The 21,610-nt window shown below is 41.0% G+C and carries 7 protein-coding genes; 4 read left to right on the forward strand and 3 right to left on the reverse strand.

All coding sequences use genetic code 11. The features are described from left to right. Positions 1 to 9 precede the first annotated feature (9 nt). From MSBR3_RS06360 to MSBR3_RS06375, 4 genes are all read left to right on the forward strand, one after another. Positions 10 to 1,281: a glycosyltransferase gene (locus tag MSBR3_RS06360; RefSeq protein ID WP_048107185.1), complete on the forward strand. Its 1,272-nt coding sequence runs from the start codon at positions 10 to 12 to the stop codon at positions 1,279 to 1,281. A gap of 56 nt (positions 1,282 to 1,337) precedes the next feature. Then, positions 1,338 to 2,780 carry a flippase gene (locus MSBR3_RS06365; RefSeq protein ID WP_048107186.1) on the forward strand — a complete coding sequence of 481 codons (1,443 nt, stop codon included), beginning with the start codon at positions 1,338 to 1,340 and terminating at the stop codon, positions 2,778 to 2,780. Positions 2,781 to 2,801: 21 nt separating this feature from the next. After that, complete coding sequence (asnB, locus tag MSBR3_RS06370; RefSeq protein ID WP_048107187.1) at positions 2,802 to 4,703, forward strand: asparagine synthase (glutamine-hydrolyzing); 1,902 nt, start codon at positions 2,802 to 2,804, stop codon at positions 4,701 to 4,703. Between the two features lie 175 nt (positions 4,704 to 4,878). Continuing rightward, a complete protein-coding gene (locus MSBR3_RS06375) occupies positions 4,879 to 5,892 on the forward strand; it encodes a D-glucuronyl C5-epimerase family protein (protein WP_048107188.1) in 1,014 nt (337 codons plus the stop codon). Between the two features lie 550 nt (positions 5,893 to 6,442). Here the strand turns inward: MSBR3_RS06375 and MSBR3_RS06380 are convergent. From MSBR3_RS06380 to MSBR3_RS06390, 3 genes are all read right to left on the reverse strand, one after another. Further along, positions 6,443 to 12,145 (reverse strand): PKD domain-containing protein, encoded by a 5,703-nt coding sequence (locus MSBR3_RS06380; RefSeq protein ID WP_080942229.1) that lies wholly within the window; start codon positions 12,143 to 12,145, stop codon positions 6,443 to 6,445. A gap of 901 nt (positions 12,146 to 13,046) precedes the next feature. Beyond that, positions 13,047 to 18,527 (reverse strand): PKD domain-containing protein, encoded by a 5,481-nt coding sequence (locus MSBR3_RS20950; protein ID WP_052723309.1) that lies wholly within the window; start codon positions 18,525 to 18,527, stop codon positions 13,047 to 13,049. A gap of 678 nt (positions 18,528 to 19,205) precedes the next feature. After that, positions 19,206 to 20,216, reverse strand: coding sequence for a DUF3344 domain-containing protein (locus MSBR3_RS06390; RefSeq protein ID WP_048107189.1), 1,011 nt, complete (start codon positions 20,214 to 20,216; stop codon positions 19,206 to 19,208). Positions 20,217 to 21,610 lie beyond the last annotated feature (1,394 nt).

Below are 21,610 nucleotides of genomic sequence, written 5' to 3' on the forward strand. Positions count from 1 at the left end.
GTGGTTGCCATGACGATCAAAATATTTATTGGTCTAACGGAAATTGCAGGTTACTACGGTAATTTGAAAAGAGGCTTTCAAGAGATCGGTATTGAATGTACTTTCATCGATCTTTCATCCCACCCATTTGAGTACAATAGAGATGATGAGCCTAATATTCTTGTTCAGATATGTAAGTGGAATCTTAGGCAAATGAAGAAGGTTAATTATAAAATATTAAAAGCGCCTTTCTTTGTATCTAACAAGATATTAATGATTCCAATTTTTATATGGACTCTTTACCATTTTAATGTGTTTATTTTCGCATTTGGTCACTCTTTTTTTCGCAATCATGACCTGCCCCTCTTAAAATTTTTCAATAAAAAAGTACTGTTCATATTTAATGGAAGCGATGAGCGTCCACCCTATATCGATGGATCTCGACACAATCTAACACCGGATGATTATAAAAAGATATCCCGGGAGATAAAGTCCAACATTGTTGCTATTGAAAAGTATGCAGACTGCGTCTTGACGAATCCGGCCTCTGCTCATTATCATATAAAAAAATGTGGGAATATTTGTTCAATTGGGTTACCTTTTGAATCCTCAGTTAAGGGTATTAATCATCAAATAGGAGATCATGATCATGTTCAAATCCTTCACTCACCATCCGACCCTATTGGGAAAGGTTCGGACCATATCCGAAACTCAATAAATATATTGGAGAAGAAAGGATATAACATTAACTATATTGAAATAACCGGAAAACCACACCATCAAGTGATAGAAGAATTACAAAAATGCGACTTTATTATAGACCAAGTTTATTCTGATCAACCTATGGCTACTTTTGCCACAGAAGCTGCATGGTTTGGAAAACCGGCTGTTGTTGGTGGGTATTATACAGATCATATTCATAATGATTTTACCCAAAAACACATTCCTCCAAGTTTATTTTGCCATCCAGATGAGATTACAACAGCAATAGAACACTTAATTGTGGATGAAGAGTTTCGACTGGACCTTGGGAAAAAAGCACAAGAATTTATTAGAACGCAACGCACTCCTGAAATGGTAGCAAGGCGATATCTACAGATCATCGAGGGAAGCATCCTCGAGGAGCATATGTTTGATCCCAACAATATCCAGTATGTTCAGGGATATGGCATGCCGGAATCCCAAAGCAAAGAGATTATCCGTAATATGATCGAGCATTACGGTATAGAATCCCTCTGCCTCTCAGATAAACCAAAACTAGAACAACGGTTCATGGAATATGCATATGACATTCGTGAATAAAAAATAATTTTGCAACATATTATAAAAATCCTGAAAATTGGAGGAAATTATTCAATATGATTCGTAGATTCTTTCGCGACAGTGCCATCTACACCATTCCTTCAATCTTAAGTTATGGAATTTCGTTCTTTTTAATCCCACTATATACTCGTGTCCTCACCCCTTCCGATTACGGTGCCCTCGATATGATCACGATTTTCGGTTCGCTGATTGCACTCACCGTAGCGCTGGAGATCTCCCAGGGTGTCTCACGTTTTTACCTGGATGAGAAGACAGACGAAGGTAAAAAGATTTTAGTTTCAACTGCCCTCTGGTTTACTGTCCTCATGTTTACGGCATTCCTGATAGTAGCCTTCGCCTTTGCACCGGAACTCTCCCTCATCGTGATCGGTGCATCGGGGCTTGATGACGTCTTTCGTCTTGGAGCGATCTTCATCTGGATGAATGGGCTCTTTTATCTATTGAGGAATCAGCTCCGGTTCGAGCTCCGCAGCGAAGCCTATTCCATTGTTAGCACGGTTCAATCTCTTACGACAGCAGGTGCATCGGTACTGCTTGCCTATGTATTTCATTTTGGCATCTACGGCTTTCTCACAGGCATGATCATCGGGACAGCGGCAGGCGTTTTTCTCGGACTCTATTATCTCAAAAAAACATTTCAACTCCGTTTTGATCTCACAAAACTCAAAACGATGCTTGCCTTCTCAGTACCGATCGTGCCATCGAGTATCGCTGTTTTTGTAAGCATGTACATCGACCGGTTGATGATCAACCACTACCTCTCACTCGAAGAAGTGGGCCTTTATGGTATTGGTTACCGTCTGGCAAGCGTATCGACTCTTGTCCTTGTCGGTTTCCAGATGGCCTTGACTCCGCTCATATATAAGCATTACCAGGAACCAGAGACACCCCACCAACTTGCGATGTTATTCAGGACCTTCTTGGCAATTGTGATCGTGATATTCTTAATACTCTCTCTGTTCGCTGACGTTGCCCTCCGGATCCTCACGACACCAGCATATTATGCTGCTAGCCAGGTGGTAGTCTTTCTGGTTCCCGCAGTCCTGCTCTCACAGATGTATATCTTTGCGCCCGGGATCGGGATTTCAAAGAAGACATACCTATTCATCTTGATTAACGTTGGAGGAGCAACCCTGAATATTTTCTTTAACTGGATGTTAATACCTCAGATTGGCTATGTAGGAGCTGGTGTTGCGACATTAATAGGGTATGCGTGTGTCTTTGCTGCATACATGTATTGCAGCCAGAAGCTCTATTATGTACCGCATGACTGGGGAGCCATCGCTGGCGTTGTCCTCGTGGCGGCGGCACTCGTGACCATCGGATTGCATATCCATCTTGAATTGTACATCGACCTGCTTATCAGGGGTTGTCTTATCCTCCTGATGCCAGGCGTGTTTTCATTTTTTGGAATCCTAAACTGGAAAGAGATAGTTCATGTCCGCGACCTGGTACCAACCAGATGGAATCAGCGGTGACCTACTAAGAGGTAGTATACAATGTGTGGCATAGTTGGAGTTATTTCGAAACAAGCCTTTCCGGCTTCATTCATACAGTCGATGAACAACACCCTTGTCCACCGGGGACCAGACTGTGAGGGTTATCTCCTCGGTGGCATGCATGAGTTCGACATTAACCCTCCGCAGTGCGATATCATCGATTCTCCCATCCCTTTTGCTTTCGGACACCGGCGTCTCGCGATCCTTGACCTGAGCGAGCAGGGCAACCAGCCGATGTGCTACCGTGGACGCTACTGGATCATCTACAACGGCGAGGTATATAATCACGTCGAGATTCGCGAGGAACTGGAGACACTCGGGTATACGTTCCGCTCACAGACCGACACCGAAGTGATCATGGCAAGCTACGATGCATGGGGAGTCGATTGCCTTAACAGATTCAATGGCATGTGGGCCTTTGTGCTGTATGACAGCAAAACAGAAGAAATTTTCATATCGAGAGACCGTTTCGGAGTCAAGCCGTTATACTATTACCAGGACAACCAGCATTTCATCTTCGGTTCTGAGATCAAAGCTCTCCTCAAGCATCCTGCCGTTACAAAAGAGCCTAACATAGAGTACTGCAAACTGTTCCTGAGAATGGGATCACAGGATCATCTCAGGGAGACCGCATTTAAGGAGATCTATCGGTTTGAATGTGCCAGTTTTCTGAAGTGCAGGATTGAAGAGATCTTTCATCCATTCAAAGAAACGACATTCTGGTCGATTCAGCCAAACCTCTCAAATGAGCCGTATAATGAGGCGAAGGCATCTGAATATGCAGAGCGTTATTACAATCTCCTCGAAGATGCTGTAAGGCTCAGGCTGCGCTCCGATGTTAAGATCGGATCCGCCTTATCTGGAGGCCTCGATAGTTCGTCTGTTGCGTACCTTGTGAATCAGCAATTGAAGGCAGTTGGATGTGGGGATAGGCAGGAGACTTTCTCCAGCGTATATCGAACGACAGGCTCGGAGTACTGCGATGAGAGTTATTATATCGATGAGGTGGCCCGGTCTCTTGATGTTCGGTCGAGTACGATAGAGCCTAAGGTCGAGGATATTATTGAAGAACACAGAAAATTCGTGTACTACCTTGATACTCCTGCAAGGAATACCGTAATGTCCAGCTGGCATACCTATAAGCTAACGAGAGAGTGTGGTGTGAAAGTTACATTGGACGGGCAAGGTGCTGATGAACAGCTGGTAGGGTATCTTGATTACATGATAAATTACTTTTCAATTGTTCCCCTGGGCACCCTGATTCGAGAGATGCCTCTGTACAGGCAGATACCGAATGCATCCTCATTCATAGCTCGTGGCTCTATATTGAATCTATCACGCTGTCTTCTTGGAGAGAAGCTTTCATTATCTATTCTTGACCGCCTTGGAAAGAAGTTCAGCTATATTCCCGTTAACCAGCGGATGTCTGACGATCTCATTCTCTCCCTTGGGACATTATTTCACTGGGCAGACCGTGGATCCATGGCCTTCTCCATCGAATCTCGAATGCCATTTATGGATTATCGGCTTGTTGAGTTTTTGGCAACGGTACCTGCTACCTATAAACTTCATGGAGGCTGGACGAAGTATCTCGCCAGAAAAGCGTTTGACGGCAAACTCCCTGAGAATGTCTGCTGGAGGAGAGATAAGATGGGGTGGCCTATTCCCGAAGAGTTCTGGTTTAAAGGCAAACTTAAAGAACATTTTATCCGTGCGCTCAAAAATTCGGAGTTTCTTCTGCGTGTTGGTATTGATTTTTCAAATGTGAGTGAAATAGAGATATTCGATCGTTACTCTTTTGAATTTTTATTAAGGTGCTATGTACTGGAGATCTGGTACTCGGTATTCTGGGGAAGAGACGCGTACATCCCGGTAAATCCCCAGATTAGCAGTTTGGATTAAATCAGATAGGGGTCACGAAAAATAAGCATTAATACAAAAGGTCAAACAACATCCGGATTCAATAATTGGACTTATCAAAAGAAGACTATTATGGGAAATAATAATGCAAGCGATTGTAGCAGATTTAGATGTTATCGGTTTGCGAGGTCAATTTAGATAAAAAACAGGAGAGGTTATGACTAAAATTTCGTGGAGCAAAGTAATTTTCATTATGCTGACATTTCCTTTTCTCTTTTTTGGTATCACGGTGCCTATGGCGTATACATATTCGGAAGAAGTAGACTATAACATAAGGTCAAACCATACATATCCTACAATAGACGGATATTTTTATTATCCCTTTATAAATTATTCAGAAACCCAAAAAAATCGAGATTTTAATGAAAATGGAGTTATTGTTTTTGATTATGGCGGATCTTTAGGAGTACAATGTAACCCCGTCACACTATCTCAATACATTTTAGCAATAGCACCATATGCCTCAACAAACAGCGATGTATATGAGTCAATGATAGTAAACCTTGACTTTTTATTATCTAATACCAAGACCACTGCAGGAGGCAATCTAATCTACTCTTATGATTTTGATTTACCTATCAATAATGAAAGTGCTCCTTGGTGTTCCTCAATGGCTCAAGGGCAAGCTGCATCGGCTTTGTTGTGGGGTTATCGAATATCCAATGATACAAGATACCTTGAAGGAGCCAAGAAATCGATTTTCGCACTAATTGAAGAAAACTCGTCTGTCCCGTTTATCAAACATAAAAATGGAGGGATATGGTTTAAGGAATATCCTCACTATCGATATGAAGTGCTTGACGGTTCTTTAGCAACAAATGCTGGCATTTATGATTTATATAAATCATTGAATGAATCTGATCCAGATCGCTATATACTGGAGCAAATTCTTTCAGATTCAATCTCCTGCTTTAAAAACTCCTCTCATGAGTTTGATAGTACATTGTTTGGACATTACTTCGATAACAAAAGAGAGATTCCAAATCCAAAGTATTATTCAGGCAATTTAGCCTGGTTGGAGTATTTATCTACCTACGACAAGGAACTTGAAACGATTCGAAATGGATATATGATGGAGAAATGTGGTACGACAACAAAAATGTTGATTTGGTACTGGAATAAAGTAAACAATGTATACTATAGGATAGGAGAATTTTACTATCAAAGGTAATAATGAGACCAATGGTCAAAATTTCCAGGAGTCAAAGAAAATTAATTTATACAAATTTGATATCCTCTTCAAATTGTATGGGTAAAAGTAAATCTCATGTATTTAATGAAAATTTAAGAATTTAACTAAATATAAGAAACAATATCTAACAATGAACTCAGCTCTACAACTGTACGATAAAATTGTTACATATTTTTCAAGTTGGAAAAATTTTCCTTTAGTTTGAATAGAATACTAAATGAAAGATTTTTTTGTGTAATGTTGGAAAAAAATCAGAAATAAATATGAGTAATCATTTGAAGCTACAACAAATTGGAACTACTGGAGACTCTATAATGCAAGGTTTCCACAAAACCAAAAGGCGCACAGTTAAACTATGAAAACCTCAAAGTAAAGTTGAATTTTAACTCCAGTAAAACAAGAACTAAAGAGTTGTTTCGTCAAACTGAATAAATAATTCCCCCACTTCTCTTTAGCCCTGATCTTTTTATCGTTTTTAATTTAAGGGTTTATTCGTTTCCAGATTATATCCCTTATTTTGTATTTATCGTCATTTATATGTAGTTATTTTTACATAATCTGTTTTTGTTACCATGTTACTGCCTGCAGCATTTGTTGCTGTCAATGTCACTGTATAACTCCCTGCTTTAGAATACTTATGCTTTGGATTCTGGACTGTGGACGATGCACCGTCTCCAAAGTTCCATTTCCATTTAGTCGGTGTTCCAGTACTTTTATCAGTAAAAGCAACCGTCAACGGCATTTTTCCTGAGGTAGGAGTTGCAGAGAATTCAGCAACCGGCTTTTCTGTCACCTTTATATAATCTGTTTTTGTTACCATGTTGCTGCCTGCAGCATTCTTTACTGTTAAACTAACAGTATATGTTCCTGCTTTGGAATACTTGTGAACTGGATTCTGATGGGTTGAACTTGTTCCATCTCCAAAACTCCATTTCCATGCAGCAGGCGTTCCCGTACTTGTATCAGTAAACTTAACATTTAATGGTGCTTTTCCTGACGTAACACTACTGGTGAAGTTTGAAACAGGTTTTGCTGTCACTTTTATATGTTCTGTTTTTGTTACCGTGTTACGTCCTGCAGCGTTCTTTACTGTCAAGTTAACAGTATATGTTCCTGCTTTACTGTACTTATGAGTCGGATTCTGGACGAACGACTTTGATCCATCTCCAAACTCCCAGACCCAGCCAGAAGCTGTACCTGTACTGGTGTCAGTAAATTTAACGTTCAATGGCGCTTTTCCAGACGTAACACTGCTGGTAAAGTTTGCAGCAGGTTTTGATATCACTTTTACATAATCGGTTTCTGTTGCAGTGTTACTGCCTTTAGCATTGGAAACTGTCAGTGTTATCGTATACTTTCCTGCGGCTGAATACTTATGCTTTGGATTCTGCTTGGTTGAAGTTGTTCCGTCTCCAAAACTCCATTTCCATTTAGTTGGCGAGCCTGTACTTGTGTCAGTAAAGGTAACCGTTAACGGTGTTTTTCCTGAAGCAGGAGAGGCTGAAAAAGCAGCTACTGGCTTTCCTGGAGATGAACCGGTAACTTTAACGTAACCAGTTTTTACCTTAGAATCACTCCCTCCTGGTCCAATTACCGTGAGGTTGACAGTGTAAGAACCGGCTGCAGCATAAGTGTAGATAGGGTTCTGCTCAGTGCTGTCTACATTACCGTCGTTGTTGAAGTCCCATGCATAGGAAGAAACAGTGCCAGTTGACTGATCCGTAAAGTTGACAGTAAGAGGAGCAGTACCAGAAGTCGGAGTTGCTGTGAAAACTGCAACCGGAGCTTCCGTTTCATTTGGAGTTTCGCCATAATCAGCCACCAGAATAACGTTCATGGCAGACATGCTGTCTCCACCGGTGCCCGTGTCATAGCTCTGCAACCTGGCAGTGTCCGCTCCGTTCAGAAGGTTTCCGGTCACATTATATGAAGAGAAACCGATCTGCGGGGTTGTCTGGTAGTCTGGCCAGAAACCTGTGTACTCATTGTCGTTGAAAGCAAACATGCTTTTATTTTTATCATTTCCACTGGCAAGGACAGCTATTGCTGTGGCATTTGAGATACCTGTCGCATTTACATCACTGAAGGATGCATATGCTGTGGCCTCCTCACTACTGACTGCATAGGAATCTTTGGATGCGAGGAGATCGAACTCATCATTGATCCAGATCTTTTTCTCAGTAGCAGCCGGATCTTTGTAGATAACAACCAGGTAAGCTCCGTATATGCCATAGTCGTTTCCAGTCTCTGGGGTAACAGTAATGCTGTTTCCTGCAGGGTCAAACAATGATGTTACATCGTAGACATAGAGCCCGGCCGGATAATCGTAGGTGCCATAACTCTTCCGGTCCTTATAAGTAGCAATCGGCGTTACCGTGTTGCTATTAAACGACATCTTAAAAGCCGGGTCAGTTGCCATTTTGTTCCAGGTGTACGCCTGGTAAAGCCTGGCACTTTCAACCGTCGATCCTGCAGGGATTGGAAGATCTGTTGAAGACCACGTGTAAGTTTTTGCAGCCCAGTTTCCTGATACATATGCCGTGTTTCCGGAGGAGTAAACAAGCCCGTATTTTCCTTCGAAAACAGCCTGCGTGAGTAGATCATTTCCACCGGTATACCGTTTGCCCTTGTAACCGTTATAGACAACGGCCTTTGTGATGTTCATCTGGTTATTTATCTCACTGGACTCGGCAATTTTATTCTCTGGATCTGCAGTGGCTGTGACCGTAACATTGTCTCCAAAAGCCCTGATTGTCGGATCTGCTATAGTGACCGTTGCATTTGCTCCCGCTTCAAGAGCATCAACAGTGACATTTGTGTCGATGCCAGTTGCAGTAAAAGTGACCGTAAATGGTCCAGAAGCTTTTGTACCTATGTTTTCTACCTTTGCCGAAACGTTATTTGCCTCATTTGCAAAAACTTCGCCAGCATTCGGTGTGATTGCTGAAACAGTAAGGTCAGGCTGTTCCCCAGGAGTCGGAGATTCAGTCACTTTAATCAAATCGACTAGCTGGCTGCTGTTGTTTCCGGCTGCACTGCTAACCGTGAGGTTGACGGTGTAGTTACCAGCTGCAGTATAGCTATGCGAGGGGTTCTGCTCGGTAGCATTGGTACTGTCTCCAAAGTCCCAGAACCAGGAAGTTGGTGATCCAGTCGACTGATCAGTGAAATTGACAGTGAGAGGAGCAGTACCGTTCATTACGTCAGCAGTGAAGTTCGCTACTGGGGCTGTCGATCCGGAAGAAGCAGTGACAAGCACTGTAAGCGCATTGCTCGTTTCGTCGGACTCGGAGATCCCATTTTCCGGATCTGCGGTTACAGTGAGGTTGTAATCACCTGCTACAGTTGGAGTCCATGTGAAGTTCACTGTAGAACTGCTGCCTGATGCAATGTCTGATACAGGCTGTGTATCTACGACCGTGTTGTTTACGGAAAGAGTAGCATTAAAGGCATTTGCATTCTCTGTACCGGTGTTATTAATGGTAGAGCTAATGGTGCAGGGTGTGTTAGTGACGATGCTGGATTGCGGCGTGACTGAAGTGAGGATGAGGTCTGGCTTTGCTACGGCTGAAGATGCAGTGTTCTCGCAGCCATATGTAATACCATTATATGTACCTATTAGTAAGTCGTAGTCTCCATCACTATCGAGGTCGGCTAAACATGATCTCATATACTGCCCTACTATAGGTGCATCCCATTCACTTTTCTTTGTCCACACTGGGTTGTTTACAGTCCCTGTGTTCTCATAACCATAGGAACCACTCTTTTCACCTATTAACAGGTCATAGTCTCCATCTCCGTCAAGGTCAGCTAAACACGGAGATGCCATAACTCCTATATCAGGTGTGTCCCATTTAGTTTTTGTTGTCCACACCGGATTGTTTACAGTTCCTGTATTTTCATAAGCGCATGTAATACCATTATACGTACCTATCAGTAAGTCGTAGTCTCCATCGCCATCAAGGTCAGCTGAACACGGTGCGTAATTAATTGAAGACATTCCAGCTACTCCAGATATATCCCATGCAGATTTCCTTGTCCACACTGGGCTGTTTTTAGTCCCTGTGTTTTCATAGGCATTGACATTCATATACACACCTATTAGTAGGTCGTAGTCTCCATCGCCATCAAGGTCGGTTAAACATGGTCTTGAACGGACCGCTGGAGAATCAATCACGTTCCATTCAGTTTTTGTTGTCCACACTGGATTGTTTTTAGTCCCTGTGTTCTCATAACCATACGTCAAACCGTTATTTGCGCCCATCATCAAATCGTAGTCTCCATCGCCATCAAGGTCAGCTAAACATGGAGCTGCCAAATCACCTATGTCAGGTATGTTCCATTCCGATTTGGCTTTCCAGACCGGGCCGATTTCTGAAACTGTAATATATCCTGTTTTTGTGGTTGTGTTGTTTCCGGCAATGTTCGTTGCTGTAAGTTTCACGGTATAGGTGCCAATTGTAGTGTAGGTATGTGTAGGATTTTGTTCGGTGCTCGTGGTTCCGTCACCAAAGTCCCAGAACCACTCAGCTGGTACATTTTTGGACTGGTCCATGAATTGAACTGTTAGAGGTGAGCTTCCGGTGGTTCGTGTTGCAGTGAAGTTAGCTACCGGAGTGATTGTCGAGACTGTGATGTAGCCTGTCTTAACGGTGGAATTTGTTCCACCAATGTTTGTAACCGTAAGGTTGACTGTGTAAGTTCCAGGTGTCGAATAAATATGGGTGGGGTTATTCTCTTTACTCGTGGCTCCATCCCCAAAGTCCCACGCCCAGGACGTGGGTGTACCTGTGGACTGATCTGTGAATGTAACCGTAAGTGGTGCACCGCCTGAAAGAGGTGTTGCGGTGAAATCTGCAACAAGTGAATTGGTAATGATATAATTTGTTTTTATCCTGGAATCATTTCCGTTTGCATTGGTAACCGTTAGGGTCACATTGTAACTTCCAGGTATGTTATAGGTGTGTTTGGGGTTCTGCTCGTTACTGGTGGTTCCATCCCCAAAGTCCCAGGTCCATGATAAGGGTGAGTTAGCGGATGTGTCGACGAATTCAACTGTAAGCGGTACATCTCCACTGGTTGGTTTGGCAGTGAAATCGGCTATGGGTGTTTTGGCTGTAGTCGTCCCCACTAATGAGGCCAGAGAGTTATTGGTTTCATCCTCTTCATTCACTACATTTTCAGGATCTACGTTTGCGGTTAGCTTATAACTGTCCTTAGTACCGTCGGGTATCCAGTGGAATTCAACAGTGGTACTGCTACCACTTTTCAGGCTGGCCACAGGTTGTGTGTCCACGACTGTACCGTCCACCAGGAGCGATACTTTGAAGGCAGTTGAGTCTTTGTTGCCTTTGTTTTCAATGGAAATGGTCATGGTATTGCTGGTGTTGGGAACTACGGTAGCGGGTGTAAGGCTCACCGGCACAAGGTCAGGTTTTTCGTACACTATTGATAGCGCATGGAATGCTGGAGAACAGTAAGTATCATCTCCTCGTCCTACGTTTACGGTCTGGTTTTCTGCCACAAGAGAGGGCTTTACATTGTCCCACCTGATATAGTTGAAATAGTCACCACTTGGTGAATCGGTAGGATCTGAAAGGGATTTTCCGTTGAAATCTTCATAATTATACCCGGTTAAGTGGGTTGAATAGAGACTTGCACTCTGCACATTAGCAAGGTCTACGGTCCCGTTGAAATATGTGAAAGAATTATCCACTGCATATCCTAAATAATCGGCATAATGAAGCCAGTCAAGGCCATCTGCAATCCAGTATTCCATCTGTGGCTTACTTTCGTTTTTCAGTACGACTACGAGAGTACTGCCGTACTGCCTGCCGTCGCCCCAGTATTTTGTGTCGATAGTTGCGGTATTTTTTTCGCCAGGAAGCAAGTAGCTTGTGACATTATAGGGTATCCATGTTACACCCATTTCAGTTGAGTAATAAGACGGTTTAGCTTCAAATTCATGACCGTTAAATGTAGTGGATATTGAAGTGGGTGTACCAGAGGACCCCCAGACACCTACATAGTAACGTGCAAAAACAACTGTACCGTTTGGTACGTCAAAGTTGTTTGTAGATAATTTTGAAGGCCAGTTTGCAGTCGATGAGACATACATCTCACCTTGAACCGTGCCATGAGTTGCTACGGGTAAAGCCGAAGCAGTGCCGGCAAAGAGTAGTATTAACAGTATTGGAAGTAAATATATGGAGTTTTTTGAGGGTATATTCATCACCTTTTTGATCAATTAAAAAATAAGAACGACACGATAAGGTCGCTTCTGCCTGAAAATTAATTATAATTCTGTTTCCAAGTCTTGCACAGTCATCAGGAATTTTCGGAATTACCTGTGTGCTTATACAGCCGTTTACTGTACTTTGTGACAATTATATGATTCTTAAAAACTATACAATAAAGGCAAGCTCTGCCAATAAGAATTTGAATATTGTCATTTTTTAGTAGATTTTCTAATTTTAATACCACCTTCTTTTAAAAATATAGAATTTTTGATTATTTTTTGTAAACGTCGATTTACAAAATTAAATTTTTAAAATCCAGCTATTTCAAGAATATTAATGAGACCAACTATATAAAGTATATTAAAAAATAAGATACATATTAATTAATATATAACTAAATATTACTTTCATTAAATCTAGTAACAAATAATATACAAATTAATTTATTTTAATATACTTATTTCGTCAAAAAATCAAGGAATAGCAATCAAAAATAGCTAATTAATTCCGAAAAATGAGTATCGCAACAAAAAGTGAGGAGTACTTAACTGAAGACATTTCATAAAATCATACGTCATAAATTTTTTATTAAGTCAAAAATTGGGTCGTGTACTTGAGTTATTGATCAATTCCTAAAAAGCAAGTACACCCTCCTTATTTGAGATAAATATAGAAAGATTCTCTTGCTTATGGTTTTCAATAACTCATACCTACTACCAAAAATTGTGCAGTAAACTATTAAAAAATTCAAAGCGAAGTTGACTTTTAACTCCAGTAAAACAAGGACTAAAGAGTTGTTTTGTCAAATCGAATAAATAATTCCCCCACTCCTCTTTAGTTTCGATTTTTCATCGTTTTTCAACCCAAGGTTTATTCGTTTTCAGATTATATCCTTTATTTTGTATTTGTTGTCACTTTTACATAATCTGTTTTTGTTGTCGTACTGCTGCCTGCAGCATTTGTTGCTGTCAATGTTACTGTATAACTCCCTATTTTTGAATACTTATGCTTTGGACTCTGCTGGGTTGAAGTTGCCCCGTCTCCAAAGTTCCATTTCCATTTAGTTGGTAAACCTGTGCTAGTGTCAGTAAAAGCAACCGTCAACGGCATTTTTCCTGAGGTAGGAGTTGCAGAGAATTCAGCAACCGGCTTTTCTGTCACCTTTATATAATCTGTTTTTGTTACCATGTTGCTGCCTGCAGCATTCTTTACTGTTAAACTAACAGTATATGTTCCTGCTTTGGAATACTTGTGAACTGGATTCTGCTGGGTTGAACTTGCTCCATCTCCAAAACTCCATTTCCAAGCAGCAGGTGTTCCTGTACTTGTATCAGTAAACTTAACGTTTAATGGTGTTTTTCCTGATGCAACACTGCTGGTGAAGTTTGAAACAGGTTTTGCTGTCACTTTTATATGTTCTGTTTTTGTTACCGTGTTACGTCCTGCAGCATTCTTTACTGTCAAATTAACAGTATATGTTCCTGCTTTAGAATACTTATGAACCGGATTCTCAACAAATGACCTTGATCCGTCTCCAAACTCCCAGATCCAGCCAGAAGCTGTACCTGTGCTTGTGTCAGTAAATTTAACGCTCAATGGCGCTTTTCCAGACGTAACACTGCTGGTAAAGTTTGAAACAGGTTTTGATATCACTTTTATATAGTCGGTTTCTGTTACCGTGTTACTGCCTTTAGCATTGGAAACTGTCAGTGTTACCGTATACTTTCCTGCGGTTGAATACTTATGCTTTGGATTCTGCTTGGTTGAAGTTGTCCCATCTCCAAAACTCCATCTCCATTTAGTTGGCGAGCCTGTACTTGTGTCAGTAAAAGCAACCGTTAATGGTGTTTTTCCTGAAGCAGAAGAGGCTGAAAAAGAAGCTACTGGCTTTCCTGGAGATGAACCAGTGACTTTAACGTAACCTATTTTTACCTCAGAATCGCTTCCACCAGGTCCAATTACCGTGAGGTTGACAGTGTAAGAACCGGCTGCAGCATAAGTGTAGATAGGGTTCTGCTCAGTGCTGTCTACATTACCGTCGTTGTTGAAGTCCCATGCATAGGAAGAAACAGTACCGGTTGACTGATCCGTAAAGTTGACAGTGAGAGGAGCAGTACCAGAAATCGGAGTTGCCGTGAAGTTTGCCACAGGTGCTCCAGGCAGCTGTTCACTTACAATAATGTACTCAGTTTTTACTTCAGAATCACTTCCGTCTGCGTTAGAAACTGTAAGGTTGACAGTATAGTTACCAGCTGCATTGTAAATGTGAACAGGGTTCTGCTCAGTGCTGTCTACAGTTCCATCATTATCAAAGTCCCATGAATAAGATGAGATATTGCCAGTTGATTGATCCGTAAAGTTAACAGTAAGAGGCGCAGTACCGTTAGTTACATCCGCTTTGAAATCTGCAGTTGGTAATTCTGGCGAAGCTGATGTATATTTAACACTCATGAGAGCAAGTGGAACCTTGTAATAGTTGCTCTCCTGCTTGTTATAATCAAGTTTGCTGTCCTGTCCGGCAGTAAGGAGACTGCTTATATCCCAGGTATTTTCACCGTAGTAAGAACCTGATTTAGCACCTGAAGCCAGTTTTGTTCCCTGGAAAGAATAGGTTCCATCTACACTGGCAAGGAAAATAGCAGTCAAGTTTGCCGAACTCCAGTCTTTTTCAAGCGTAGAAGTACCAAAAACAGTCGAACCGGTATAAGTATCGTCAAGCGGATTTACAGTATCATGACCCTGGTTAACCCAGTAATAGACCTTGTCAGAATCACCATCGTCATAAGCAACAACCAGAGTCATAGCTTTGACACGACCGTCAAATGATGAATCAACTTTTGTGGTTGTAGCCTGAACATTAACCTTCTGACCTTCAATCGAGTCTGTGAGGTCGTACCACATCAGATAGTCACTTGTCACACGGTTCATGTGATCGCTTAACCACACAGGACCGATTCCACCAGTACCTGGGAATGAATAAGTGGTGTCAAAGTTCTCAGTCTTCTGGATCTCATATTTGCTGTCACCATTTGCATCTATGTCAATACTCACGTTACCCCGATAGTTATTTTCCATGTGGCCGTCGTAAACCGTGACATACAGCCTTGCCCATTTAATCTTAGTATAATCAGGCAAGGTAAACGTTTTTTGAGCAGATGTGGAAAAGCCTGGATATGAGTCACACCAGAGTCCGCCTGAAACGGTTCCGTTTTGAGCGGTAGTCAATGGAATTCCTCCGTTGTAACTTGGAGAGGTGAGAGAAGCACTAACTGTAATAGGCTTGCCAGAAGTTGCTGTGTTACTTCCTCCAGGTCCTGTAGCAGTCAGAGTAACAGTGTAACTTCCTTCGGCTACGTAAGTGTGGGTTGGATTCTGATCGGTAGAAGTGCTGCCGTCACCAAAGTCCCAGTTCCAGCTGCTCACTTTACCTGTTGAGGTGTCTGTGAACTTGACTGTAAAAGGTGCCTGACCTGAATTTGCATCAGAAGTGAAACTCGCAACCGGTGCTGAGGTGTCAGAAGTTATGGTTATGTAGTCGGTTTTTGTTGTAGTGTTGCTTCCACCATAGTTCGTGGCAGTCAGATTTACTGTGTATGTGCCTACGGTTTCATAGGTGTGAGATGGGTTCTGTTCGGTAGAGGTTTTGCCGTCGCCGAAATTCCATTCCCAACCGGTAGGACTGTTTGTTGATTCGTCCTTAAACTGGACTGAGAGAGGTGCGTTACCGCTTGTCAAATTTGAACCGAAGTTTGTTTCAGGAGCAAGAACTGCTGAACCAACGGTTATGTATCCGGTTTTCTCCTCGGAATCGCTTCCAAGAGAATTAGATACCGTCAGTTTTACGGTATAGTTTCCTTCTGATTTGTAAATGTAGGTTGGATTCTGTTCAGTTGAGTTACTTTCGTCGCCGAAGTCCCAGGTCCAGTTGGTTGGGGTACCGGTTGAGGTGTCGGTGAATTTAACGTTTAATGGAGCGTTTCCACTCGTAACGTTTGCCGTGAAGTTGGCTTCAGAAGCAGTATTTTTGGTGACTTCAAGGATAGCGAAAGCAAGATTCAGGTATCCTCCATCGTCTCGGATTCCCAGTTCGTTGGTGCCGTTTTGCAAGGAGCTGGTGACATCGTACCATTTGTACCCTGGATCTCCACCACCATTTCCTTTGATTGGGAAGGTCTGACCGTTAAAGATAATGGTGCTTAGATCATTGTCTCCACCTGAAGGCAGTACATTTGTCACTTGAGCAGAAGCCAGGTTCTCAGTTGTAACGTTATTGAACATAGCATATGCGATATAGTAATCATCTGTTCCGCCATAAAGGGTATCGCAGCCTTCATCCATCCAGATCATCCGATATGGTTCACTGGCATCTTCATAGATCACTACAAGGACTGCTCCGTAAAGGCCTCCTATAGTTCCCACATTGGATGCATTTATAATTGCCGTATTGCTGTTTTTGTTGAAGTAGGGAGTTACATTAAAAATGGCCTGTCCGTTGAAGTTATCGGTTCCATCTCCGTAGAAAGCGGTCTGTTTGACAGTATTTCCATTGAATTGCAAGCTGAAGCCAGGATTGCCGGGATAATTCCAGGTATATGACTGGTAGAGTCTTGCTTCTTTTACAGTCGCATTCGCAGGGATGGGTAGATCGGTACCTGTCCAGTGTACGGTTGTTGTATACCAACCACCACCAGATTTGTAACCGGAATCACCCTGCGAATATTTTACTGCAATATTTCCTTCCTGGTAGGTACCTGTTTCCAGGTCATTTCCGGTATAAAATCTTCCACCGGTGTAGTAGTTGCCGTTCGTTGTTACATTTGCTGGCATAGTGTACTGATTATTCGTTTCATCGCTCTCAGCCACTGTATTCTCAGTGTCAAGAGTTATCGTGACCGGGATACTGTCGCCATACTTTCGACTCACAGGATCGGTGACATTGAGAGTGGTAGTATTTCCTGCAGCCAACCCAGCTACATCAAAATTAGTAGTGTTGCCGTCCAGCGTGAACTGCACTTTGAATGAACCTGCATCCATTGAGCCCTGGTTCTTAATCGTAGCAGTAACTGTATTCTGGATATGAGGGTACAGAGAACTAAGAGAACTGACCAGAAGATCGGCATCTGCTCCGGCCACACTGATGAAATCAGTCCTTTCCATACTGTTTGATCCACCAGGACCGGTAACTGTTAGTTTGACTGTGTAGTTGCCTCCTTTCGTGTACGTATGGGATGGTTTTTGATCAGTACTTGTAGTACCGTCACCGAAATCCCACAAATAGGAAGTAACCTTTCCAGATCCCGAAGACCAGCCAGTGAAAGTGACAGCAAAGGGTGCCTGACCGTCAAAAGAGCTTGCTGTGAATCCGGCAATCGGTTTTACGGAATCCTGACTGACAACATTACCATCCTGCCAGGTCCCCATGAGTGGAGCGGTATCGTTCCCAAGAGTGTCCGGAACTGTATAATATGTGTCACCGATACCGTTACTGTCGTCATCAGTGCCAGAGTAACTGCTTCCCCAGTAGTTGCCTAAAATGCCTGATTGCTTTGTGCCATTGTAAATGTAGTCTACGGAACTTGGAGAAACCCAAGAAACAATGGACGTAGTGCCAGATTTTGTGACTGTAGAGCCATTACCACTAAATGTGTTAAGGTATATTTTATTGTTACTGCCTGACTTAGACAACATAATTCCTGCATTGATATTATCTACAAATGAGTTTTTTGTAATTGTATTGTTTGTTCCAGATTTTGTGATTGCCAATCCGAATCCTAAACTACCACAAAAGGTATTGTTTTCAAAGAGGTTTGATGAACCAGAAATTAACGAACCGGAGTAGCCTGTTGCTCCTATAATCACATTGTCACGAATATCATTAAAAGTAGCGTCTTTTACAATACTGATACCGCCATTATTTGAAGGGCTGATAAATATATTATCAGATATCAGATTGTACGATGATTGTAGTTCTATACCAAATCTAGGTTTCTCAAATATATTATTCCTAACAATGCAGTTTGAAGATTGAATTTGTATGACAATAATATCACTTAGAAATTTCAGACCTTCTATGTGACATCCAGATCCTGTAACGTATAGATTTAGTTCAGGCATGCTCAGTGTTACTTTGTCAGCTCTTTCACCTTTGATAGTGATATTGTTTTTGCTAATTGTAATCGAAGCTGACTCGCTATATTCTCCTTTTTGGAGATAAATGGTGTCACCTGGTGAGGCTGCGTTAAGAGCAGCCGAAAGTGAGGTATAATCACCCGTTCCATCAGCAGCAACTCTGACTGTTGCTGCTGATACTGGAGCTGCCAGCGAAGTTATGCACATCAGTGCAGCGATACAGAGAATAAGAAATATTTTTTTCATCTTTTTATTCAACTCCACATTCTAAGGTTGCTATCCAAAGTTTCTGATTTGCATTCCAGTTGCATATTTGAAAATTTATCAGATCATTACATTTTTAAGTAGTTTAAGAATCGTCTGAGTTTAACAAAAAATTAAGCTTTTTAAAGAACTTAATTGTAAAAAAGTATTTAAATATTGCTAAAAAATAAGAATATAATATATTTTTATATAATCTAGTGTTACAAAGTCATGAATTAATAATATTAACGCGTTCTTTATGGAAATTATTTTGCCAAATAAATAACAAAATATTAAAAAGAAGTCTTTATTTCTTATCCAAAAATGACTCCGTTCCAAAACCTAGTGATTTTCGCACTTTTTGATTGAAAATCTGAATTAGCAAGAAGAATCCAAGTTATCATCAAAATAAATATTCGACATCTAAGGCTTCAATTCTTAAGTATCACAAGGATTGTGACCAATTATAAAATCTAATGATTTTGAATTACATTCATCACTAGATTTTTGGTACTGAGTCAAAAAACCGTTTATATTAAAATTACTGTAAAAATTAAGCAAAACATTTATGTCTGCAAGTTCCTTTTGAGCCTTTGACATCTTTGTATACAAAAAATTTTGAATGAGAAGGAATATTTATCCTCCTCGTTCAAATTTCCTTTATATTAACTATTTTTTATCTTATTCTATGGCTAAAACTGCAAAGTTCATCTTATACCAGCTATTACTACCGCGGGCATACTCCAAATAATTATCATCAATCATTCCCGGAGTTCCTGACCACATAAGACGGTTAAGTCCTGCATACTTCCATTGGTTCTGATTTGTGGGAGTAAACGGAGTACCATTCCATTTATATATTCCATCAGTACCGGCTAAATAATCTATCCACAATGTTGCGCTATATTCATCACCGGGTTCAATACCAGTATCATTGAACCATGTCATATTGTAGGCGTTGGATGATACATATTTTGTCATTGGATCATGACCTTCATTGATCCAATAAGTAGTTTCACCAGTTGATTCATCAGTATCGTTATATGCATAGACTAATTGGACAGTCTTAACTCTAGCATCAAAGATCCCTGTTTCATTATAGGTAGTGACTCTTACGTTGAGATTATCACTGTTCATGCTAGAAATGTTATCCTTGATGTCAAAAACCGCAATGTAATCACTAGTAACACGGGATAAATTGACTAAGGGGAAGATAACTGACGTGTTGTAAGCAGGTTTATTATAATCGACACTAGCGTTGTCGTAAAGGAGATTTAATTCCTGACCGGTTACAAGAGTTGAGATATAGGTATTATCCCTGTACAGGTCAACACTCATGTTTCCGGTATAGTTTGCACTCATATTCCCACCATACACCACTACATATAGTCGAGCAAGCCTCATATCAACGCTGTTTGGAGTAACATCGAGAGTCATGTTTCCCCAACTCTGCTGTTCTGCTCGACTAGGAGCCGTAAGACTCCACGTGTCTTGGGCATTCATCTTAACGTCGACACCTCCGTTTACTACACCACTCAAATTAGTTACAGGCGGTGCTCCGTTATAGACACTATCTGCAGATACCACACCCACGAGTGCGATCATCCCAAACACCAGCAGTGCCATCATAGGCAGAAGGTGTACAAGTGGCTTTGTGCCACCTTTCTTTGTAGAAATTGTTTCATTATTCATTATTTTATCTCCGTTCGGGTAACTAGACCCAGGTTTTTTGACTTACCTTGATTTCAATCAACCTACTCCAGCTGATTAATAACCGAATATTTTTTCAGTTACAGATTCTGCTTCCCTAATCTGAGTTGGCTTATTGATTTTCCGAAATTAGGCATCAGAACTTTTTATGACCTATCAACTCTGTTCCACTTTCGTAAGATCCCTACTTATTTCGGGCATCCTCAAGGTTTTTGGGGAGACACCGAGCGACATTATCCAGTAAATTTATATAGTATGGATAATACAGTAGGAAACCCGAGAATAGATTCTCTTCTATTCATTTCAGGTCATCCTCGACGCTTTTTGGCAAATTCGTCGAGCGATACTGTGCAGTAACTGTGCACAGAGCATTAAAAATGGACCATGAAGAATCTGAACGTGTATTCTTTCATCTTTGTTCAGATTCTTCTTATCCATATAATCCGAATCACCTTATCCAGGTGATTGATAGCCGGAATATCTCCACATCTTTGGTTTCTTCGAATGTGAAGTGGCATATTTTTGGTTTAGAGGGGTCTTAAGGCAAATCAATAGGTCAGCAAGCAGCAAGTCAGTAAGTTTCACTTTTCTGAGCTGTTTACTCTTTCTTGCCTATCAACTTTTTTCCGGCAGTATATTTTTTAGTGACATCATTTATTTAAATCTTTTCCATTTGTGTTACTTGTATTCAAATTAGTCCTACTTGATGTGTATAATAAGAACAAATGTAATATGTAATGAAATTTTTAGATCTAATCTTGCTATAGATTAGTCACTATGGTGACTGTTTTCGATTAAGTTCAAAAGTATCAGGTTTTATACAAAGGTATGATGTCCGATTATAAACCTGTGAGTTCCAAATATAAATCTATGAAAATATTTTACGGTCTCCTCATATTGAATCCACAGATTATTGACAATATTAATTTTAATAAGAATATATCAAATTTTATAAAAGAGATGAGAAGTATTATATAGAAGATGAGCACGCAATTCAAATGTAAGAATCGTTATGATTTTTGCCTGGGCACTATTCTGGCATTTACCCCTTTATAAATAACATAATTTTTTATTATAATAACACCTGATGTTATTATAATGAAGGAAAATGTTAAATATAAGATTGTCATACATATATGTGTCTATTCAAAGGACACAAAAAACAGAAACGCCTCCTAAATTAGTTAAGTAAACATACAACTCCTGACGATTCTTCACCTGTAAGCATGGCCAGGTGAAGAGTTTTAGGTGTAGCGTGTATTCCGCAAGTCCACAAAATAAAACCGTTTCCCAATATTGTACCGGTTCGAAAACTCATCTCACAAAAACGGTAGTAAGAAGCCAAACTCTAAGATACATATGTGCGGAATATTAGG

This window comes from Methanosarcina barkeri 3 (assembly GCF_000970305.1).
In the GTDB taxonomy this organism is placed as follows: domain Archaea; phylum Halobacteriota; class Methanosarcinia; order Methanosarcinales; family Methanosarcinaceae; genus Methanosarcina; species Methanosarcina barkeri_A.

What these genes read in the sequence shown, in the direction of transcription:
- MSBR3_RS06360 (WP_048107185.1), top strand. Translation starts at nt 10, where the DNA reads ATGACGATCAAAATATTTATTGGTCTAACGGAAATTGCAGGTTACTAC.
- MSBR3_RS06365 (WP_048107186.1), top strand. Translation starts at nt 1,338, where the DNA reads ATGATTCGTAGATTCTTTCGCGACAGTGCCATCTACACCATTCCTTCA.
- asnB (WP_048107187.1), top strand. Translation starts at nt 2,802, where the DNA reads ATGTGTGGCATAGTTGGAGTTATTTCGAAACAAGCCTTTCCGGCTTCA.
- MSBR3_RS06375 (WP_048107188.1), top strand. Translation starts at nt 4,879, where the DNA reads ATGACTAAAATTTCGTGGAGCAAAGTAATTTTCATTATGCTGACATTT.
- MSBR3_RS06380 (WP_080942229.1), bottom strand. Translation starts at nt 12,145, where the DNA reads ATGAATATACCCTCAAAAAACTCCATATATTTACTTCCAATACTGTTA.
- MSBR3_RS20950 (WP_052723309.1), bottom strand. Translation starts at nt 18,527, where the DNA reads ATGAAAAAAATATTTCTTATTCTCTGTATCGCTGCACTGATGTGCATA.
- MSBR3_RS06390 (WP_048107189.1), bottom strand. Translation starts at nt 20,216, where the DNA reads ATGAATAATGAAACAATTTCTACAAAGAAAGGTGGCACAAAGCCACTT.